This window comes from Microbacterium atlanticum (genome assembly GCF_015277815.1).
Lineage (GTDB): Bacteria > Actinomycetota > Actinomycetes > Actinomycetales > Microbacteriaceae > Microbacterium > Microbacterium atlanticum.
Genome location: NZ_CP063813.1, coordinates 2,569,634 through 2,589,202, shown reverse-complemented (window position 1 = coordinate 2,589,202; position 19,569 = coordinate 2,569,634). Strand labels below are relative to the sequence as shown.

20 protein-coding genes and 1 pseudogene are annotated in these 19,569 nt (G+C 71.1%); 11 read left to right on the top strand and 10 right to left on the bottom strand.

From position 1 onward, the window contains the following. Positions 1-109: 109 nt before the first annotated feature. Positions 110-1,540: a dihydrolipoyl dehydrogenase family protein gene (locus tag IR212_RS11860; protein WP_194396108.1), complete on the top strand. Its 1,431-nt coding sequence runs from the start codon at positions 110-112 to the stop codon at positions 1,538-1,540. Between the two features lie 39 nt (positions 1,541-1,579). Here IR212_RS11860 and IR212_RS11855 read toward each other — a convergent pair whose 3' ends face one another. Then, entirely contained in the window at positions 1,580-2,191 is a 612-nt protein-coding gene (locus tag IR212_RS11855; protein ID WP_194396107.1) for a flavodoxin family protein, read from the bottom strand. A 130-nt stretch (positions 2,192-2,321) separates the two neighbouring features. Here IR212_RS11855 and IR212_RS11850 point away from each other — a divergent pair, with 130 nt between their 5' ends. From IR212_RS11850 to IR212_RS11835, 4 genes are all read left to right on the top strand, one after another. Next, complete coding sequence (locus tag IR212_RS11850) at positions 2,322-2,816, top strand: DUF427 domain-containing protein (protein ID WP_194396106.1); 495 nt, start codon at positions 2,322-2,324, stop codon at positions 2,814-2,816. Positions 2,817-2,952: 136 nt separating this feature from the next. Next, complete coding sequence (locus IR212_RS11845; RefSeq protein ID WP_194396105.1) at positions 2,953-3,522, top strand: PadR family transcriptional regulator; 570 nt, start codon at positions 2,953-2,955, stop codon at positions 3,520-3,522. A gap of 103 nt (positions 3,523-3,625) precedes the next feature. Continuing rightward, positions 3,626-5,326: an ABC1 kinase family protein gene (locus IR212_RS11840; RefSeq protein WP_194396104.1), complete on the top strand. Its 1,701-nt coding sequence runs from the start codon at positions 3,626-3,628 to the stop codon at positions 5,324-5,326. A 32-nt stretch (positions 5,327-5,358) separates the two neighbouring features. Continuing rightward, positions 5,359-6,018, top strand: a complete 660-nt coding sequence (locus tag IR212_RS11835) for a DUF1345 domain-containing protein (RefSeq protein ID WP_194396103.1) — start codon at positions 5,359-5,361, stop codon at positions 6,016-6,018. Position 6,019: 1 nt separating this feature from the next. Here the strand turns inward: IR212_RS11835 and IR212_RS11830 are convergent, their stop codons facing one another. Further along, entirely contained in the window at positions 6,020-6,673 is a 654-nt protein-coding gene (locus IR212_RS11830) for an LON peptidase substrate-binding domain-containing protein (RefSeq protein WP_194396102.1), read from the bottom strand. A 133-nt stretch (positions 6,674-6,806) separates the two neighbouring features. On the opposite strand from IR212_RS11830, the gene gnd reads away from it, so the two are divergent. Together gnd and IR212_RS11820 are read left to right on the top strand one after the other, a co-directional pair. Next, positions 6,807-7,898, top strand: a complete 1,092-nt coding sequence (gene gnd / locus IR212_RS11825; RefSeq protein ID WP_194396101.1) for a phosphogluconate dehydrogenase (NAD(+)-dependent, decarboxylating) — start codon at positions 6,807-6,809, stop codon at positions 7,896-7,898. Next, entirely contained in the window at positions 7,895-8,554 is a 660-nt protein-coding gene (locus tag IR212_RS11820) for a GyrI-like domain-containing protein (protein WP_194396100.1), read from the top strand. Before gnd ends, IR212_RS11820 begins: the two co-directional genes overlap by 4 nt. 57 nt (positions 8,555-8,611) lie before the next feature. Here the strand turns inward: IR212_RS11820 and IR212_RS11815 are convergent, their stop codons facing one another. Next, positions 8,612-9,067 carry an SRPBCC family protein gene (locus IR212_RS11815; protein ID WP_194396099.1) on the bottom strand — a complete coding sequence of 152 codons (456 nt, stop codon included), beginning with the start codon at positions 9,065-9,067 and terminating at the stop codon, positions 8,612-8,614. A 186-nt stretch (positions 9,068-9,253) separates the two neighbouring features. On the opposite strand from IR212_RS11815, the gene IR212_RS11810 reads away from it, so the two are divergent. Beyond that, entirely contained in the window at positions 9,254-9,973 is a 720-nt protein-coding gene (locus IR212_RS11810; RefSeq protein WP_194396098.1) for a hypothetical protein, read from the top strand. A 48-nt stretch (positions 9,974-10,021) separates the two neighbouring features. Here IR212_RS11810 and msrA read toward each other — a convergent pair whose 3' ends face one another. Together msrA and IR212_RS11800 are read right to left on the bottom strand one after the other, a co-directional pair. Further along, the gene (msrA, locus tag IR212_RS11805) at positions 10,022-10,576 is read right to left on the bottom strand and encodes a peptide-methionine (S)-S-oxide reductase MsrA (protein WP_194396097.1); all 555 of its coding nucleotides are present in this window, start codon (positions 10,574-10,576) and stop codon (positions 10,022-10,024) included. Further along, positions 10,573-10,725 (bottom strand): annotated as a pseudogene (locus tag IR212_RS11800) (peptide-methionine (R)-S-oxide reductase); the annotation flags it as partial. The pseudogene IR212_RS11800 and the gene msrA, both read right to left, overlap by 4 nt. A gap of 253 nt (positions 10,726-10,978) precedes the next feature. On the opposite strand from IR212_RS11800, the gene IR212_RS11795 reads away from it, so the two are divergent. After that, positions 10,979-11,488 carry a metallophosphoesterase family protein gene (locus IR212_RS11795; protein WP_194396096.1) on the top strand — a complete coding sequence of 170 codons (510 nt, stop codon included), beginning with the start codon at positions 10,979-10,981 and terminating at the stop codon, positions 11,486-11,488. Here the strand turns inward: IR212_RS11795 and IR212_RS11790 are convergent. The 3 genes from IR212_RS11790 to IR212_RS11780 all read right to left on the bottom strand — a co-directional run bounded on the left by IR212_RS11790 (position 11,469) and on the right by IR212_RS11780 (position 14,467). Beyond that, positions 11,469-12,041 (bottom strand): DUF2238 domain-containing protein, encoded by a 573-nt coding sequence (locus IR212_RS11790; protein ID WP_194396095.1) that lies wholly within the window; start codon positions 12,039-12,041, stop codon positions 11,469-11,471. The two genes, IR212_RS11795 and IR212_RS11790, sit on opposite strands and share 20 nt — an antisense overlap. Continuing rightward, positions 12,038-12,904, bottom strand: a complete 867-nt coding sequence (locus tag IR212_RS11785; protein WP_194396094.1) for an endonuclease/exonuclease/phosphatase family protein — start codon at positions 12,902-12,904, stop codon at positions 12,038-12,040. Before IR212_RS11785 ends, IR212_RS11790 begins: the two co-directional genes overlap by 4 nt. A gap of 63 nt (positions 12,905-12,967) precedes the next feature. Beyond that, on the bottom strand, positions 12,968-14,467 hold the full coding sequence (locus tag IR212_RS11780) for a SulP family inorganic anion transporter (protein ID WP_194396093.1): 1,500 nt from the start codon (positions 14,465-14,467) through the stop codon (positions 12,968-12,970). Positions 14,468-14,649: 182 nt separating this feature from the next. On the opposite strand from IR212_RS11780, the gene IR212_RS11775 reads away from it, so the two are divergent. Both IR212_RS11775 and IR212_RS11770 read left to right on the top strand, forming a co-directional pair. Then, entirely contained in the window at positions 14,650-15,615 is a 966-nt protein-coding gene (locus IR212_RS11775; RefSeq protein WP_194396092.1) for a TIGR03885 family FMN-dependent LLM class oxidoreductase, read from the top strand. After that, complete coding sequence (locus IR212_RS11770) at positions 15,612-17,273, top strand: alpha-amylase family protein (protein ID WP_194396091.1); 1,662 nt, start codon at positions 15,612-15,614, stop codon at positions 17,271-17,273. Before IR212_RS11775 ends, IR212_RS11770 begins: the two co-directional genes overlap by 4 nt. Here IR212_RS11770 and IR212_RS11765 read toward each other — a convergent pair. Together IR212_RS11765 and IR212_RS11760 are read right to left on the bottom strand one after the other, a co-directional pair. Next, on the bottom strand, positions 17,225-18,022 hold the full coding sequence (locus IR212_RS11765; protein ID WP_194396090.1) for a glycosyltransferase family 2 protein: 798 nt from the start codon (positions 18,020-18,022) through the stop codon (positions 17,225-17,227). The two genes, IR212_RS11770 and IR212_RS11765, sit on opposite strands and share 49 nt — an antisense overlap. Before the next feature lie 308 nt (positions 18,023-18,330). Then, positions 18,331-19,326 carry an aggregation-promoting factor C-terminal-like domain-containing protein gene (locus IR212_RS11760; RefSeq protein WP_194396089.1) on the bottom strand — a complete coding sequence of 332 codons (996 nt, stop codon included), beginning with the start codon at positions 19,324-19,326 and terminating at the stop codon, positions 18,331-18,333. Positions 19,327-19,569 lie beyond the last annotated feature (243 nt).

The following is a 19,569-nucleotide window of genomic DNA, read 5'->3' as shown; positions in this document are numbered from 1 at the left end:
ACACCCCGCCGACATCCGGCGCGATGATGCCGGATCTTGACCTTTTCGACCCGGCTGTGCTGCGCGGGCGATAACCCCCGTCCGGTCGCTCGGGACTACCGTGAGGCGCATGACTGCTCGGGAGTACGACCTCATCGTCATCGGCGCGGGACCGGTCGGAGAGAACGTGGCCGACCGCGCGACGCAGGGGGGCCTGTCGGTGGCGGTGGTCGAGAGCGAGCTGGTCGGCGGGGAGTGCTCGTTCTGGGCGTGCATCCCGTCCAAGGCGCTGCTGCGCCCGGCGGCGGCGCTGCGGGCCGCCCGCGGCGTGAGCGGCGCGGCGGAGGCCGTCACCGGCTCGGTCGACGTGGCGGCGACGCTGCGCCGGCGCGATGCGCTGGTGCACGACTGGGACGACACCTCACAGGTCGAGTGGCTCCAGTCGGCCGGCATCGACCTGGTGCGCGGGCACGGTCGCCTGAGCGGCGAGCGCAAGGTCACCGTCGCCGGGGGCGACGGCACCGAGACCGTTCTGTCGGCGCGCCACGCCGTCGCGGTGTGCACGGGCTCGGCGGCGCTGCTGCCCGACATCCCCGGCCTGCGCGAGGTGCGCCCGTGGACGAGCCGGGAGGCGACCGGCGTGCAGCGGGTCCCCGCCTCCCTCGCGATCCTCGGCGGCGGCGTGGTCGGCGCGGAGATGGCGACGCTCTTCACCTCCCTCGGCGCGGCCGTGACGGTGATCGCCCGGTCCGGCCTGCTGCGGGGCCTGGAGCCGTTCGCCGGTGAGGCGGTGGCGCAGGCGCTGACGGATGCCGGTGCCGACGTGCGCGCGGGCGTCGAGGTCGAGCGTGCGAGCCGCGATGCGGACGGTGTCATCCTCGTGCTCTCGGACGGCTCCGACGTGCGTGCCGCCGAGGTGCTGGTCGCCACCGGGCGGGTGCCACGGACCGGCGACGTGGGGATCGAGACCGCCGGGCTGACGCCCGGAGACTGGCTGGACACCGACGACAGCCTCCGCGTGCGCGGGGTGGACTGGCTGTACGGCGTCGGGGACGTGAACCATCGCGCCCTCCTCACCCACCAGGGCAAGTACCAGGCCCGTGCGGCGGGCGACGTGATCGCCGCCCGCGCGGCAGGTCGCGTGCCCGACGACGCGCCGTGGGGCGGCCATATGGCCACGGCAGATCATGCGGCCGTCCCGCAGGTCGTCTTCAGCGACCCCGAGGTGGCGGCGGTGGGGCTCACCGAGGAACGCGCGCGGGCGGCGGGACTCCGCATCCGCGTCATCGATCAGGATCTGGCGCAGCTGGCAGGTGCCAGCGAGCACGCCGACGACTACCGTGGGCGCGCTCGCGTCGTCATCGACGAGGACCGCCGCGTCATCGTCGGAGCGACCTTCGTGGGCCAGGACGTGGCCGAGATGCTCCAGGCCGCGACGATCGCCGTGGTGGGCGAGGTGCCCATCGACCGGCTGTGGCACGCCGTGCCCGCGTACCCCACGATCAGCGAGGTGTGGCTGCGCTGGCTGGAGGCATACGGCCGCGACACCGCGACCGGGTGACGTCCGAGCGGCAACGAGGGCGCCGCGGAGGCGCCGTGCTCACTCCGACGGCGGCGCAGGGTACGGCCGCTCCCGGAGCAGCGTCGCGAGGTGCGCGGCGTTGCGCGCCAGCGTCGCCGTCGCCGAGGCGACCTTCTCCGGCGTCTCGGGCAGGTCCTTGTAGTCCGTCGTGTGCATGGCCTCGCCGTTCCAGTAGACGCCGCCCTGCGACGGGATGCTGTAGCCGACGTCACCCAGCGCCTGGTACAGGTCGGCGGTGATCTTGTGCGCGCCGTCCTCGTTTCCGAGGACCACGGTGACCGCGACCTTGCCGGCGAGGATCACCCGCCCCGCGTCGTCCGTCTCGGAGAGCTCGTTGTCGAGGCGTTCGAGCACCCGCTGCGCGACGCTGGACATGTGCCCCATCCACGTCGGCGTGGCGAACACCAGGATGTCGCTGGCGAGGACCTTCTCGCGGAGCGACGGCCACTGATCCCCGTCACCCATGTCGGCCTCCACGCCCGGCTTCACATCGAAGTCGACGACGCGGATCTGCTCGCCCGAGACGTCGTGCTCGGCCAGCGCGTCGAGCACCTGACGGGTGAGCAGCTCGCAGCTGGATTCGCCGGGAGAGGGCTTGAGGGTGCAGTTGAGGGCGAGTGCGCGCAGCATGGACGGGTCCTTTCGTCGCTTCGCACCCTACGAAGGCTTCGATTCGACCGCGAGGGGTTGACAGTGCGGCGGATCGGCCCTCCCACCCTCCGGGCCGGGTTAACCTGACCGCACTGCAGAGGAGGCGCCCATGAAGCCCGAGCGCGACCCCGTCGGCCCAGGACAGGAGTCGGTGTGGGACTATCCGAGACCGCCGCGCGCGGAACGGGTCGCCCGGCAAGTGCGGATCGACCTCGGGGGCGAGGTGATCGTCGACACCCACGACATCGTGCGAGTCCTCGAGACGAGTCACCCGCCCGTCTACTACCTGCCGATCGCCGCCTTCGCCCCCGGCGCGCTGACGCCGGGGGAGGGCTCGTCGTTCTGCGAGTTCAAGGGCGGGGCACGCTACTTCGACGTCCGGGGCGGAGGCGAGACCCGGCCGCGCGCCGCGTGGACCTATCCGCGCCCGGCGGCGGGGTACGAGCAGCTTGCCGACCGGGTGGCGGTGTACGCGCGCGACATGGATCGCTGCACGGTCGACGGCGTCGAGGTCGTGCCGCAGCCTGGTCGTTTCTACGGCGGCTGGATCACCCCCGACATCGTCGGGCCCTTCAAGGGGGCTCCCGGTTCGCTGGGGTGGTGATGGTTCCCCGCCCTCGGTGCGGGGTCGAGGGCGTTCGTCGCCCGATCGCACAGCGAACGCCCAGCTCCACACCTTGTTCAGCGATATATCGGTATGTATCGTCAGGCTATCGGCAGACGCTCGTGAGGAGACGGCGATGAGTGCTTCATTCCCCAATTTCGGTTCCCGTCCCGGAGGTCAGGGTCAGGGCGGTGGACTGCCCAGCAGCCTCTGGGACGCGATGGACCAGCTGCGCGATGCCTTCGAGAAGGGGTTCTCGCCGCGCGTCGCGAAGGGTGACGTCCGCGCCGCGGTGCTTGCCGTCCTTGCGGAGAAGCCCATGCACGGCTACCAGATCATCCAGGAGATCGAGACCCGCAGCGACGGCGCGTGGAAGCCCAGCCCCGGCTCGGTGTATCCGACGCTCCAGCTGCTCGCCGACGAGGGGCTGGTGGCTGCGGAGGAGTCCAACGGCAAGAAGACCTACTCGCTGACGGAGGCCGGTCGTGCCGAGGCGTCGTCTTCGGCCGGCGACAGGTCGGCGCCGTGGGAGTCCTTCACCGCTCGCGACACGGGTCGCACGTCGGCGCTTCCCAAGGCGGGCGCCAAGCTCGCTCAGGCGGCGGCACAGGTCGGCCGCAGCGGCACGCCGCAGCAGGTCGCCCAGGCCGTCGAGGTCCTGGACGAGGCGCGGCGTAAGCTCTACTCGATCCTGGCCCAGGACTGACCGCCCGCGGCGTGCGCACCGACGCCGGCCCGAGCCCGCGGGTTCGACGGGGCGTGCGATCCCGGGCGATCGGGATCGCAGGCACCGCGATCTAGGAGATTCGATGGCCGACGTCGGGAACACGCGCGCCCGCTACCGCAGGATCCTGCGGTTCGCCGGACGTTACATGGTCCAGGCGTGGTGGTACGAGCGGTTCCTGCCGCGGCTCGGCCTGGGCGCGCTCGCCGCCCGTGGGCGCGCCCGGCGCCTGCAGAACATCGCGCGCCGGTTCCATGTCCTGGCCGTGCAGTACGGCGGCCTCATGATCAAGGTCGGCCAGTTCCTCTCATCGCGGCTGGACGTCCTTCCCCCCGAGATCACGAAGGAGCTCGAGGGCCTTCAGGACGAGGTGCCGCCCGTCGCCTTCCCCGCCATCCGCGCGCTCGCCGAGGCCGAGCTGGGCCTGCCGCTGGAGCGGGCCTTCGCGTGGGTCGACGAGACGCCGGTCGCGGCGGCATCCCTCGGGCAGGCGCATCGCGCCCGCCTGACGAGTGAGGACGCCGCCCAGGCGGGATCCGGCGACGTCGTCGTGAAGGTGCAGCGGCCGGGCATCGAGGCGATCGTCGACGTCGATCTCGCGGCGCTGCGTCGCGTGGCGGCGTGGCTCGACCGGGTGCAGGTCGTGCGCGACCACGTCGACCTGCCGGCGCTGCTGGAGGAGTTCGCCCACACCAGCCGGGAGGAGATCGACTACCTCCACGAGGCGCAGAACGCGGAGCGGTTCGCTGCGGACTTCGCCGGCGACGCGCGCGTCGCCGTGCCCGATGTCGCGTGGGAGCGGACCACGCGGCGCGTGCTGACGCTGCAGGACGTCACCGCCATCAAGATCAACGACGTCGACGGGCTTCGTGCCGCCGGCATCGACCCCGCCCGGGTGGCCGTCGAGTTCGCGAACGTCATGTTCGATCAGCTGTTCTCGCACGGCTTCTTCCACGCCGATCCGCATCCGGGGAACATCTTCGTCACCCCCCTTCCGCGTACCGACGGCGGCTCGGGTCAGCGGTTCACCCTCACCTTCATCGACTTCGGGATGATGGGTGAGGTCCCCGACCGGCTGCGTCACGGGCTGCAGCAGCTCATCATCGCGGTCGCGTCCCGCAACAGCGCGAAGATGATCGAGAGCATCCGCGACGTCGGCGTCCTCCTCCCCTCCGCCGACACCGGCGAGCTGGAGCGCGCGATGACCGCGCTGTTCGCCCGCTTCGGCGGCATGGGCTTCGCCGAGCTGCAGAAGGTCGACCCGCGGGAGTTCCAGGCCTTCGCCACGGAGTTCGGCGACGTCGTGCGATCGCTGCCGTTCCAGCTGCCCGAGAACTTCCTGCTCATCATCCGGGCCGTCTCGCTCACCAGCGGGATGTGCAGCTCGCTCGACCCGGCGTTCAACGTCTGGGATGCCGTCGAGCCGTACGCCGATCGCCTCATCCGCGACGAGCGCGGCAACGCGGTTCAGGCCGTCGCCCGTGAGACGGCCGCCACCGCGGTGGTGATGGCGCGACTGCCCCGACGGCTCGACGACGTGATCACGCGCGTGGAGAACGGGCGTCTCGTCGCCGATGCGCCCAAACTCGACCAGCGGCTGCGACGCCTGGAGCGCATGGGACGACGCGCGATCTCGGCCGTGCTCTTCGCCGCCCTGCTGATCAGCGGTGCGGTGCTGCGCGCCGAGGACCTGTTCGTGGGAACGGTGTTGATGATCGGGTCGGTGATTCCGCTGCTGCACACGCTGTTCGCCGGCTTCGCCGGGCGCCCGGGGCGCGGCGACTGAGGCCACCCGCTACGGTGGCACCGAGGATCGCTTTGGGGGGCCTGGTGGTGGGAGCGGTGGTGCTGCGGGTCGCGGACCTGCTGGTGCAGCTCGCCCTCATCGGCGTCGGCCTCGCGATCCTCCTCGCGGAGGATCCGGATCACACCGTGGACGCGTTGGCGCTGTGGTGTCTCATCGGCGGCGTGTACTGGCTGGCGTCCGTGATCGCGGTGGCGATCAGCGTGCGCCGGTCCGAGATCGCGGCGCCCCGGTGGCTCGGGCGGCTCGACCTGCACCCCGCGGTCGCCGTCGTCAGCGTCGTGGCGACGTTCCTGGCGAGCACCGTGGGGCTCGTCGCGGCGACCGAGATCCTCATTCTCCGCGACGATCCGAACTGGGCCGGCTGGGTCGAGCCGGTGGCGATCTCGGCGATGCTGCTGTCGTGGGCGCTGTACCACTGGGGGTTCGCCCGCATCTACCACCGGCGCTACCGGATCGCGAAGCCCCCGCCGCTGGTCTTCCCGGGGACGGCGGCGCCGCGGATCGCCGACTTCGTCTACTTCTCGTTCACGAACGCGACGAACTTCTCCGTCTCGGACGTGCAGGTCATGACGACGCGGATGCGCTGGACGGTGGTCTGGCACACGGTGACGAGCTTCTTCCTGAACGCGCTGATCATCGTCCTCGCCTTCAGCACGATCATCAACGGCTGATTCAGCCGGCCGCCGAGTAGCCTCCGTCGTCCGCCGGGCGCGCCGTGATGACCGGTTCGATGTCCAGCGTCAGGTCGATGATCGCGCGGAGGAGGCCGCCCATCGTCGTCGAGCGCAGCAGCAGCTGGCGGTCCAGCTCGCCCAGGGGCGCGAGGGCGGCCAGCTGCCAGGCGGCCTCGACCGGATCGTCCGACAGCGGGGTCGCGGCATCCCACCGCACGGCCTCGAGGCTGTCGGACGCGGCATCGCTGGCCCGGGCCACCACGCGGCGCACGATGGCCTCGGCCTCGCGGCGGAGCGCGGTCAGGGCGTCGTCCCACTCCAGCTCCGGCACGCCGGTGACCCGGGCACGTGGATGCGGGTCGTCGTCGAGCCATTCCGCGACCTCGAACCGACCACCCCCGACAGCGACGGCGTACATCGCCTCGTTCGCCGCCTCCACCCGGATCAGCCGCGCGAACGTCCCGATGCCGGTGCGCACGTCGCCGCCCCCGACCTCGCGCCCCCGCTCGATGAGCACGACCCCGAAACGCGGGTCCACCTCGTCCAGCAGCCTGCCGAGCATCGTCAGGTAGCGAGGCTCGAAGATGCGCACGAGGAGCGGCGTGTGGGGGAACAGCACGCTTCCCAGCGGGAACATCGCCACTTCGCGCATGGTCTCAGTCAAGCACGCACCCGGTCCCGCCCGGCCGTTCTGCCCGAACCCGCTCCCGACGGCCGGGGCCTGCCTAGACTTCGACCACGGGCATCCGTCCGCGGTGCGCCCGACCGACGAGTGAGGAGCGGCGATGCAGCTGGGAATGGTGGGCCTCGGCCGGATGGGTGGGAACATCGTCCGGCGTCTGATGCGCGACGGTCACGAGTGCGTGGTGTACGACGTCAGCCCTGATGCCGTCGCGACGCTCGCCGGCGAGGGGGCGGTAGGGGCCGCAAGCCTTGCCGACCTGGTGTCGAAGCTGGCCGCGCCCCGCGCGGTGTGGCTCATGATCCCGGCGGGACTGACGGGCAAGGTCGTCGACGAGGTGGCGGCCCTGCTCGAGCCGGGCGACATCGTCATCGACGGCGGCAACTCCAACTACCGCGACGACGTACGGCGCGCGGTCGCGCTGCAGCCCACCGGCGTCCACTACGTCGATGTCGGCACGAGCGGCGGCGTGTTCGGCCTGGAGCGCGGCTACTGCCTCATGGTGGGCGGGCCCGACGAGGCGTTCCAGCGTATCGAGCCGATCCTGCGCACCATCGCGCCGGGCAGCGGCGAGGCATCGCGCACGCCCGGACGCGAGGGCGACTTCGCGCCCGAGGAGCTGGGCTATCTGCACTGCGGACCGTCGGGGGCCGGGCACTTCGTGAAGATGGTGCACAACGGCATCGAATACGGCGTCATGGCCGCCCTGGCGGAGGGGCTGAACATCCTCGAGCACGCCGATGCGGGTGTCCAGGAGGCGGAGCACTCCGCCGAAGTGGCGCCGCTGGAGGAGCCGGAGTTCTACCAGTTCACGATCGACACGCCCCGGGTCGCCGAGCTGTGGCGACGGGGCTCGGTGATCTCCTCGTGGCTTCTGGATCTGACGGCGGCCGCGCTGCACGGGAATTCGACGCTCGACGGCCTCGCGGGCCGTGTGTCGGACTCGGGTGAGGGCCGGTGGACGGTCAAGGCGGCGGTCGACACCGGCGTCCCCGCCCCGGTGCTCGCGGCCTCGCTGTTCGAGAGGTTCGCCTCGCGCGACGAGGACCGCTTCGCCAACCAGGTGCTCTCGGCCATGCGGCTGCAGTTCGGCGGCCACCAGGAGCTCCCGGCCGGCGACGTCCTCGAGGCGGGCGGGCGGAAGTCCGAGTCGTCCGCGCATGGGCAGTCGCAGACAGCCGAGGACGCGGTTTGACGAAGGTCGACCTGAAGCGGACGATTCCCTCGTACACCGCCCGCCGGGGCGTGTTCGAGGTGGTCGAGGTGCCCGCGCTGCGGTATCTCATGGTCGACGGCTACGGCGATCCCAACACCTCCGCCGACTATGCCGACGCGGTCGCCGCGCTCTACGGCGTGTCGTATCGCATCAAGTTCCTCAGCAAGTCAGAGCTCGACCGCGACTACGTCGTCATGCCGCTCGAGGGGCTGTGGTGGTCCGATGACATGGAGACGTTCACGACCTCGCGCGACAAGTCGAGGTGGAGCTGGACGATGATGATCCTCGTGCCCGAGTGGATCGACGAGGCCGACGTGGAGCGCGCCCGCCGGTCCGTGGCCGACAAGGGCGGCACGCCTGCCGTCTCTTCGCTCCGGCTGGCAGAGCTCGCCGAGGGGACGTGCGTCCAGACGCTGCACATCGGCTCGTACGACGACGAGGCGCCGGTGCTGGCCGAGATGCACGACCGGTTCATCCCGTCGCGGGGACTGCGCATGACCGGACGTCACCACGAGATCTACCTCGCCGACCCGCGGCGGTCGGCTCCGGAGCGGCTGCGCACGATCCTGCGTCAGCCGGTCGAGCCCGTCGAGCCGACGGTGCCGGTCGAGCCGGTCGCGGACGACGGGGCGTAGACGAGCGGATGCCGCACCCCGGCCGGGGTGCGGCATCCGCTGTCCGTCGCGCCGGCGTCAGCGCGGAACGTCACCGCGCCAGGCGCCCGTCTCGCGCGGCGCCTTCTCGATGAACTCCTTGAAGTTCTCGAGATCCTTCTTCACGGCGTGCTTGCCGGCGCCGACGAGAGAGCCGAGCTTCTCGATCGCATCGGTCGGCTCCCAGTCGATCTGCACCGTCACGCGGGTCTTGTCCTCGTCCAGCTTGTGGAACGTCACCACGCCGGCGTGGGCGGTCTCGCCGCCGGTGCTGCGCCACGCGACGCGCTCGTCGGGATGCTGCTCGGTGATCTCGGTGTCGAACTCCCGCTCGAAGGGTCCGATCTTCACCTTCCAGCGGTTGTGGGTGTCGTCGATCTGGGTGATCGACTCCACCTCCTCCAGGAAGTGCGGGAAGCTCTCGAACTGGGTCCACTGGTTGTACGCCATCGTGACGGGCACGTCGACGTCGATGGTCTCGATGATCTGCGTCATGGTTCCAGCGTGCGCGGCGCACGCGACGCGGCGCACCCTCTTGACGAACGGCGGGCATCGCCCTATGGGGTCGCCGGACGCTGACTGCGCCCGAAAAGCTGGCGGATGTGCGCACTCTTCTGGTACTGCTGGTGGTCAGCGGCCCGATGGAGGGCCGCTCCGTGACCTCTGGGGTGGGGAGAGCGCATGCGAGGACGAGTGAAGATCGCCGCGATCGGGGCAGCCGCCGGAGTGGCGATCGCGGTCGCGCTGGCCGTGTCGCCAGCGTCGGCCGCGAAGCCCGGCGGCGGCGGAGGTGCCGTCACGACGGCGTACTCGTGCGCCACCTTCGAAGGGCTGACGTCGACGCAGTCGTCCGTGGTCTACAGCGGTGTCGGGCTGCGGGCGGGGGAGTCGATCACCGCGCGGGTGTCGCCTGCCGGGGCAGGCGACCAGATCAGTCTTAGCATGTCGACCGGACTGTCGTTCACGTTCTACGCGGCGGACGCATCGCAGGGCATCACCTTCGTGGCTCCCGCGAACGGGTCGTACAGTCTGGGCTGGAGCCTGCTGCCGGCGGGCACAGCGCCCGCGGCGGTCACGTGGACGTTCGACTGTTCGAGCGCGTCCGGCGGCGGCACGACACCCGTCCCGTCCGATGCCGACAGGGATGGCGCACCGGACACCGCCGACGCGTGCCCGGGCACCGTCCTGCCCGACGCGGTCAGCAAGCCCCTCGCCGGCCGGTACTTCGCCGACCGCGCGGGGCAGTTCATCGACGGAACCGGCCGCAGCGCCGGCGTGACGGTGGTCGACGCCGGCGGCTGCTCGACGCTGCAGATCGCGAAGGCGCTGCGACTGAGTGCGAAGGACTCCAAGTCGGGGATCCCGCTCACGACGCTCACGGCGTGGGCTTCGTCGCACTGACATGACGGATGCCGCGGCCTCGGGCCGCGGCATCCGATCCCGGTCACGTCACGCGGTGGCGTCGGCGCGCTTGGGCAGCACCCACCCGGCCCGCGGGAAGTGGCAGGTGTACCCGTTCGGGATGCGCAGCAGGTAGTCCTGGTGCTCGGGCTCGGCCTCCCAGAACGGCCCCGCGGGCTCGATTGTGGTGACAGCCTTGCCGGGCCACAGACCCGAGGCGTCGACATCGGCGATGGTCTCGCGCGCGACCTGCTCCTGCTCGGGCGTCAGGGGGAAGATGGCCGAGCGGTAGCTCGTGCCGATGTCGTTGCCCTGGCGGTTCAGCGTCGACGGGTCGTGGATCTGGAAGAAGAACGCGAGGATGTCGCGATACGAGGTCTTCGTGGGATCGAAGACGATCTCGACAGCCTCGGCGTGACCCGGGTGCTTGCGGTAGGTCGCGTGCGCGTTCTCGCCGCCGGTGTACCCGACGCGGGTGGCGAGCACGCCGGGCTGGCGGCGGATGAGGTCCTCCATGCCCCAGAAGCAGCCGCCGGCGAGGACCGCCGTCTCGGTGCCCGGGGTGCGGGTGATCTCGCCGGTGTCGAAGGGACCGCTGGTCATGATGCGTGCTCCTGGTTCTCGGTGGTGAAGAGGTGTCGGTAGGCCCCGTAGCCCTCGTCCTCGAGTGACGATGCGGGCACGAAGCGCAGTGCAGCCGAGTTCATGCAGTATCTCAGCCCGCCGGCCTGGCGGGGGCCGTCGCGGAAGACGGGGGGTTCTGCGGTACTCGATGCTCACGATTCCTCCTGAAGCGACGCAGCTGGCTGCGGCGTCACTGAGGAGAACGGATGCCGCGCCCGTTTTGGTCCCGCCAACCTGGGAGCGGGCTAGGAGTTCCCCGGCCGGCACCCCGTCGCGTCGCCGCAACGACGGAGATCACCGGAAACGCGGTCGGATGCGCCGCATCGGTCCGACGTTGCGGTGATCTCCGACATCCTGGCGCGGCGGGGCGAGAATCGGGGGATGGCGACCAGGCTCCTCCTCATCTCCGATACCCACATCCCGGGGCGGGCTCGCCGTCTGCCCGACGCGGTGCTGCGGGCGGCGGACGCCGCAGACCTCGTGATCCACGCGGGCGACTGGGTGGCGGCATCCGTCCTCGACGAGCTCGCACAGCACGCGGAGGTGTTCGGCGTCTGGGGCAACAACGACGGCCCCGACGTGCGGGCCCGGCTCTCTGAGGTCGCCCGCCGCACGATCGACGGCGTGCGGGTGGCGGTCGTCCACGAGACCGGGGATGCCCGCGGCCGGGAGCTGCGGATGGACGCGGCCTTCGCCGGCGCCGACGTGCTGGTGTTCGGCCACAGCCACATCCCCTGGGACACCGTGACGCCGGGTGGGATGCGGCTGCTCAACCCCGGATCGCCGACGGACCGTCGCCGTCAGCCCGCGCACACCATGATGACGGCGACCCTGGATTCCGGCGCGGTGGGTGAGGTGGTGCTGGCGGAGATCAGTCCTCGAGGAGCCTGACCCGCGCCACGAGGAGGCCGGCGGTCAGTCCTCCCAGTCCGCCGGCGGCCATGTCGCCGATGGTGTCCTGGTAGGCGACGAAGATCTCGTCCGAGATGAACCGCCAGCCGATCCACTCCAGCATCTCCCACACCGCGCTGAGGGCGAGGCCCAGCGTCGTGACGATGAGGACGGGCGTGCCGCGGCGCGTCCCGGGGTCGCCCGGCAGGGGCACGAAGCCGAGCCGCGCCAGCAGCAGGTACCCCATGGCGGCGAGCACGCCGGTGCACGCGAAGTGGACCACCAGGTCCCACCCGGGCACGGTTTCGTAGAGGAGGAGGACGTTGCTCCAGGCCGCGACGAGCACGGTGACGCAGAACGCGATGTCGAAGCCGGGTCGCACCCCGACGAAGCGCGGCAGGACGAGGCCGATGAGCGTGAGGGCGAGCACTCCGGCCGCGGCGGGCGTCCACCAGACGAATCCCGCGATGACGCTGAGCGGTCCCAGCACCCGGACGGCGTCGGCGAGCCACTCCGCCGCGCCCTGCGGGCGCCGGAGGAAGCGGCGGATCACTGCGCACCGCCCGTGGCGGGGAGGGCCACCACGGCCTGGACCGGCAGGTGGTCGGACGGCCACACCTCCTCGTGGCGGAAGTCGTTGATCGCCGCCCGCTGCACCGCGACGTCCGCGGTCACGACGATCCAGTCGATGCGCGGCCGGTCCGGTCGCGGGGCGCGGTAGTTCGCGAAGGTGCCGACGGATGCCGTCACGCGCTGCTCCGCGGCCGTCCAGGCGTCCCGGAGGGACGCGTCCGCGAGGAGCGCCCGAAGGGTGCGCGACCCCTCTCCGGCGTTGAGGTCGCCGGTGAGGATCGCGGGGCCCCGGGTGAGCATGGCCTGGAGGGCCTCGACCGAGCGGATGCGCGATCGGGGCGAGAACGGATCGAGGTGGGTGTTGACCGCCGTGAACGCGAGACCGGTGACCCGGTCGCGCAGGCGCGCCTCCACCGCGATGCGCGGGATGAAGTTGCCCCATGACCGGGAGCCCGGCTCGCGGGAACGCTCGGACAGCGCCGTCTGCTCCCACTCGACGAGCTCGAGCCGCTCGGCGTCGAAGAACAGCGGACACCCCTCACCGCTGCCTCGCGGGCCGTGCCCGCGACCGACGAAGCGGTAGCGCCCGCCCAGGGCGTCCCGCATCGCTGCGGCCTGATCCGGCAGCACCTCCTGGGCGCCGAGGATCGTCGGCTGCTCGGTGCGCAGGAGAGCACGGACGGCCGCGGCGCGGTGGCGCCAGCGATCGGCTCGCCGCCACGACGTCCCGTTCATCCGCCGGCGGACGTTGAAGGTCATCACGTGGATCGCCGGGCCGTCGACCGGGCCGATCAGCGGTCCGGTCCCGCGCCGTCCAGCGGGCGTCGACGGTCGATTCTGCATCGCTCACGGTAGGCAGATCCGGCCTCCCCGACGCAAGTCCTTGCGCACCCCGGCGTGCGCCCCTCAGGCGCCGCCCAGCCCGCCGCTCAGCCGTCCGTGGAACGAGGCGGCCGCGTCGCTCATCCCCTCGAGCTGCACGTGGATGCCGCGCTGCTGGTACTTGGTGACGATGGCATCCAACGCGGCGACGGTCGAGGCGTCCCACACGTGGGTCCGCGAGAGGTCGATGACCACGCGTCGCGGATCGGACGCGTAGGCGAACTGGGTGGTGAGGTCGTTGCTCGACGCGAAGAAGAGCTCGCCGTCGACCCGGTAGCGCGCGGTGTCGCCGTCGAGGGTGCGCGTGACGGTCGTGAAGTGCGCCACCCGCCGGGCGAACAGCGCCATGGCCGCCAGCACGCCGAGGATCACGCCGACGGCGAGGTTGTGCGTCCACACGGTCGCGATGACAGTGATGAGCATGACAGCGGTCTCGCTCAGCGGCATGCGTTTCAACGTGGACGGCTGAACGCTGTGCCAGTCGAACGTCATCACCGAGACGGCGATCATGACGGCCACCAGCGCCGCCATCGGGATCAGCCCCACGATGTCGCCCAGCACGACGACCAGCACCAGCACCCACACGCCGGCGAAGAACGTCGAGATGCGCGTGCGTCCTCCGGACGTCTTGACGTTGATCATGGTCTGGCCGATCATCGCGCATCCACCCGTGCCGCCGAAGAAGGCGGCGGCGATGTTGGCCACCCCCAGGCCCCACGCTTCTCGGGTCTTGCGCGAGTGGGTGTCGGTGATGTCGTCGACGAGCTTCGCGGTCATGAGCGACTCGAGCAGGCCCACCAGCGCGGCGGCGAACGCGTAGGGCGCGACGATCCGCAGGGTCTCGATCGTGAGCGGCACGTCGGGGATCAGCAGCTCGGGAAGGCTGCGGGGAAGCTCGCCCTGGTCGGCGACGTTCGGGACAGCAGACAGGCCGAAGACCACCACGGCGGCGGTCAGCACGACGATCGCGATCAGGGGAGCCGGAACCGCGCGGGTGATCCGCGGCCAGAGCGCCAGGATCACGATCCCGGCGCCGACGAGGACGTACACCGCCCACGGAACGTCGATCAGCTGCGGCAGCTGCGAGAGGAAGATGAGGATCGCGAGGGCGTTGACGAAGCCCACCATGACGCTGCGCGGGATGAACCGCATCAGCCGCGCCAGTCCCAGCACCGCGAACAGCACCTGGATCACACCCGCCAGCACGATCGTCACGATGAGGTAATCGGGCCCGTGCTCGCGCGCGACCGGAGCGATCACGAGCGCGACAGCGCCGGCGGCCGCGGTGATCATCGCCGGGCGACCCCCGGTGAACGCGATCACGACGGCGAGGATGAACGACGAGAAGAGTCCGACGCGCGGATCCACGCCCGCCACCACCGAGAACGCGATCGCCTCCGGGATGAGGGCGAGCGCTACCACCAGCCCGGCGACGACCTCGCGCGTGAGCAGGCGGGGCCGGCGCAGCGCCTGCCCCACGGTCGGCTCGATGCGGTAGCGGTCGGGGGACTCGGCGGCGGCCACGGCTGCTCCTCACGTCGTGCGCACGAGCGAGCGCCCGGAAGTCTGCGGAAACGGGATGCCGCGGACAGGCGCAGCCTCCATGACTCTAGCCCCGCACATCGCCGTGTCCCGTCGATCTATCCGACACCGGGCCCGATCTCAAGAGGCTCCCCACCGGAGGACAAGCACGGCAGACTCGCGGAATGGTCTTCATCGGCTTCCACGCGTCCCACGAGCAGATCCTTCCCAGCGACCTGCTGACCGCCGTGCAGCGGGCAGAGTCCGCCGGGTTCGACGGCGCGATGTGCTCCGACCACCTCGCGCCGTGGAACCCCCGGCAGGGCGAGTCGGGCTTCGCCCTGAGCTGGCTGGGCGCCGCGCTCGCCCGCACGGAGTTCTCCATCGGGATGGTCAACGCCCCCGGGCAGCGCTATCACCCGGCGATCGTCGCACAGGCGTTCGCGACGCTCGAGGAGATGTTCCCCGGCCGCTTCTGGGCGGCGCTCGGCAGCGGTGAGGCGATGAACGAGCACGTCACCGGCGACCCCTGGCCGCCCAAGGACGTGCGGACGACCCGCCTCGGCGAGAGCGTCGACGTCATCCGCCGCCTTCTCGCCGGCGAAGAGGTCACCCATGAGGGTCTCGTCACGGTGCACCGTGCGCGCATCTGGAGCCGACCGGTGACGCCGCCGCCGCTCCTGGCCACGGCGGTGAGTCCCGAGACGGCGGGCTGGGCGGCCTCCTGGGCGGACGGTCTCGCCACCGTCGCCCAGGCTCCGGATGCGCTCGAGCGGGTCGTCGACGCGTACCGCTCCCGTGGCGGAGCCGGCCCGTGCGTCCTGCAGGTGCACGTGAGCATCGCCGAGACGGATGCCGAGGCGTACGCCATCGCGAAGGACCAGTGGCGCAACGGGCTGGTATCTCCGCCGCTGGCGTGGGACCTCGAGCAGCCCGAGGACTTCGACGCCGCCGTCGGGGAGGTGGATGAGGCGAAGCTCCGTCAGGCGGTGCTGATCGACCCTGACCCGGTCGCGCTCGCCGAGCGCATCGGTGCCCTCGTCGATATCGGGTTCGACCGCGTCTACGTGCACCACGTCGGCCGCGATCAGTCCTCCTTCCTGGATGCCGCCGAGTCCGGCATCCTTCCCCGACTCCGGGAGATGCGATGAAGATCACCGACACCAGCGACCTGTGGTGGAAGAACGCGGTCATCTACTGCCTCGACGTCGAGACCTTCCTCGATGCGAACGGCGACGGGGTGGGCGACATGCGCGGTCTCGCCCAGCGCATCGACTACCTCGCCCAGCTCGGGGTGACCTGCCTGTGGCTCATGCCCTTCTACCCGTCGCCGGACCGCGACGACGGCTATGACGTCACCGACTTCTACGGCGTCGACCCGCGCCTGGGTGACCACGGCGAGTTCGTCGAGATGATCCGCACCGCGAACGACCGCGGGATGCGGGTGATCGTGGACCTGGTCGTCAACCACACCTCGGATCGGCATCCATGGTTCCTCGCAGCCAAGCGGAGCGTCAACTCGCCCTACCGCGACTACTACATCTGGCGCGACGACGCCCCGCCCAAAGAGCAGAAGAACGCGGTCTTCCCGGGTGAGGCGGACGGGATCTGGACGAAGGACGAGGCGTCCGGTCAGTGGTACCAGCACAGCTTCTACGAGCACCAGCCCGACCTGAACATCGCCAACCCCGCGGTGCGCGACGAGCTGGCCCGCGCGATCGGATTCTGGCTGCAACTGGGCGTGGCGGGGTTCCGGGTGGACGCGGTGCCGTTCTTCCTCGAGATGCCCCCCGGCACGCAGATCCAGGATCCGCATGAGCTGCTGCGAGACTTCCGGCGCTTCCTGCAGCGCCGGTCGAGCGAGGCCATCCTGCTCGGCGAGGTCAACCTGCCGTACGAGGAGCAGGTGGCGTACTTCGGCGGCGACGACGCCAACGAGCTGTCGATGCAGTTCGACTTCGTCGCGATGCAGGCCTTCTACCTCTCGCTCGCCCGCGAGGACCCCGCGCCGCTGGTCGAGGCGCTGTCGTCACGCCCGTCCCTGCCGGTCGAGGTGCAGTGGGCGAACTTCCTGCGCAATCACGACGAGCTCACCCTCGACAAGCTGTCGGACGAGGAGCGGGACGAGGTGTTCGAGGCGTTCGCGCCCGACGAGCGACAGCGGGTGTACGGACGGGGGATCACCAGGCGGCTGCCCCCGATGCTCGGCGACCCGCGCCGCATCCGGATGGCCTACAGCCTGATGTTCACCCTCCCCGGCACTCCCGTGCTCTTCTACGGCGAAGAGATCGGCATGGGCGAGAACATCGACATCCCCGGCCGGAACGCGGTGCGCACGCCGATGCAGTGGACCTCGGAGAAGAACGGCGGGTTCTCGCAGGCGGCTCCGTCGCGCCTGGTGGCTCGCCCTCCGGGTGACGGCTACGCTCCCGCTCACGTCAACGTGGCCGATCAGATCGAGGATCGCGCGTCGCTCCTGCACTTCTTCCGAGATCTCATCTCGCGCTACCGCATCTCGCCCGAGCTGGGCTGGGGCGACTTCGAGGTGCTGGATCAGCCGGTCGCGTCGATCCTCGTGCACTCGCTGCGGGCCGACATCGGCCGGATGGTCGCGATCCACAACTTCGCCGGCGTCCCGGCCACCACCCGGTTCGCTCTCGCCGACGAGCCGGAAGGGGCGACTCTGGTGGATCTGCTCGGGTCGGACCGCATGCCCCTCGATGACCGCGGCCGCGTGGAGCTGGAGGTCCCTGCCTACGGCTACCGGTGGCTGCGGGTGTCGCGGCCGGGGGACGGGCGGGTCTCGTAGCCCGCCGGGCGGACGGCGCGCATGACGTGCCGGGACCACCGCACGGGCGGGAAGTCCCGAGGGAAGTGGACCACCACGGTCCGCAGCCCGCGCCCCACGCGGCGCGCGAAGTCGCGACCGCTCGTGAACGGCCGCATCGACATCCCCATCCGCGCCCGCGGCAGGAAGCGGATGCGTCCGCGCTCGCCCAGGTGGAAAGCGAGATCCATGTCGTCGTGCAGCTCCGCGTCGTCGCGGTGGACGCGTGAACGGATGCCGCACCACGCGTCGCGTCGCATGCCGAGGTTCGATCCGAACAGCGGGAGATGGCCGAGCGTCGGCGTCATGACCGCGGCGTACGCTCCCAGGTAGACGGCGGCGAGCAGGTGGCGCAGTCTCGGCGGGCCGTCGATGAAGCGGGCTCCGCCGGTGAAGGCGACCACGTCCGGGCGTGCGGCGAAGGCCTCGCTCATCGCGCTCACCCAGGTGGGGTCGGGGATGCAGTCCGCGTCGAGCCGCAGGATCAGCTCTCCCGTGGCGGCGTCGTACCCGGCCGCGCTCGCGGCGGGGATGCCCGGCGTCGCGCACCGTTCCAGACGGGCGCCGAAGGCGCGTGCGACGCCGGCAGAGGCATCCGTCGATCCGTTGTCCACGACCACGACCTCGTCGGGTGCGAGGGTCTGACGCGCGAGTGCTTGCAGGCAGCGTGCCAGCTCGGTGTCATCGTCCTTGACCGGGATGACGACCGAGATGCGTGGGGCGTTCGACATGCGCATATTCCATCGGAGTGCGCCGGGGGCCAGAAGGGACTTGACCCCGGCCGGCCGGATGGGGGGCTGCGCGCCGAGGTCTCCGTCGGGCGGAATGCGATATCAGTGCGCTGTGTCGGATGTCAAGGGCAAGATGAACCCCACACGGCAACATACGCTTGCAGGGCAGGCAAGCAAGACAGCGCGGGGCGGTCGAGCTTCGGCGTTCGGGTCGCCGTCCAGTCTCCCGTAGTCGCGCGATGGTCCCGGTGGGAGGGCTACCCACCGGGACCATCCTTGCTCTGCGCGCCGGGTCGGCGCCGGCCGGCTCAGTACCAGCCGACGGACTGCGAGTGCCCCCACGCGCCGCACGGCGAGCCGTAGCGTCCCGCGATGTAGCCGAGGCCCCACGAGATCTGGGTGGCGGGGTTGGTCTGCCAATCGGCTCCCGCGCTGCCCATCTTGCTTCCGGGCAGCGCCTGCGGAATGCCGAACGCGCCGCTGGAGCGGTTGTACGCCTGGTAGTTCCAGCCGGACTCCTTGTGCCACAGCGACACCAGGCACGCGAACTGGTCGTCGCCCCAGCCGTAGCCGCCGATCATGCCGCGGGCGGTGGCCTGCGCGTCCGCGGGGCTCGTGCCCCCGACAGCACCGCCGGTGGCGTAGACCGGACGGGGAGCGGGCGACGAGCCCGAGCCCGAGCCGGACGGCTTCTTCGCAGCAGCAGCCGCAGCGGCGGCGGCGGCTTCAGCCTCCTGGCGGGCCTTCTCCTCCGCCTCCTTGCGGGCGCGCTCCTCGGCCTCGCGCTGCGCCTTGAGCGCGAGCGCTGCGTCGAGCATCCCGCGCAAACTCTGCGTCTCCTCGGCGACCGTGGCCGTCTCGGCGGTCACCGCCTCGGCGAACTCCTCCGAGTACATCGCGGGGAGCGCCTGCGCGCGCTCGAGCTGCTCGACGGCGGTCTCGAGCGCCGCGGTGTCGACCGTCGTGTCGGCCGTGCCGATGTCGAGGCCCGACGCGGCGATGTCGGCGGCCACGGTGGTCGCCGCGGCGACGGCGGTCGAGGCATCCGTCATCGCTTCCTCAGCGGCCGATGCCGACACCGACGCGGCGGTCGTGTCGAACGAGGCGGTGTGGTACGACGCGAGGGTGAACCCGCCGAGCGTGCCGGACGCCTGGGCCTCGGCGGCCGGCGCGGCCGTGGTGAAGCCGGCCGTCGCCAGGGCGCCGATCGCCAGCGACGCGACGACGAGAACGGGGCGGCGGCGGCTGCGTCGCTCCGCGCGGCGGAGCGTGCGGCGGGCGGGCGAAGTGGAGGGAGAGCGCATGAAGAACCGGTTCCGTATAGCGAATTCGCGCCGCGAAAGCGCGTCGTGACCGTTCGGGCGGGCACAAGTCCCCGAGTCTGGTCGCCCTTTCTGGGCGGTTCCGGTGCGTTACCTGAACGTTACATGTGAGGGAAGAGGCCGAAAAGTCCTGATCGCCGGGCACGGATTCCGCTGCACCGGGACCTCTCGGCGAGGCGGCTGGGTACGATCGGACCGTCCCGCCGCTGCTCTGTCAGGAGGCTC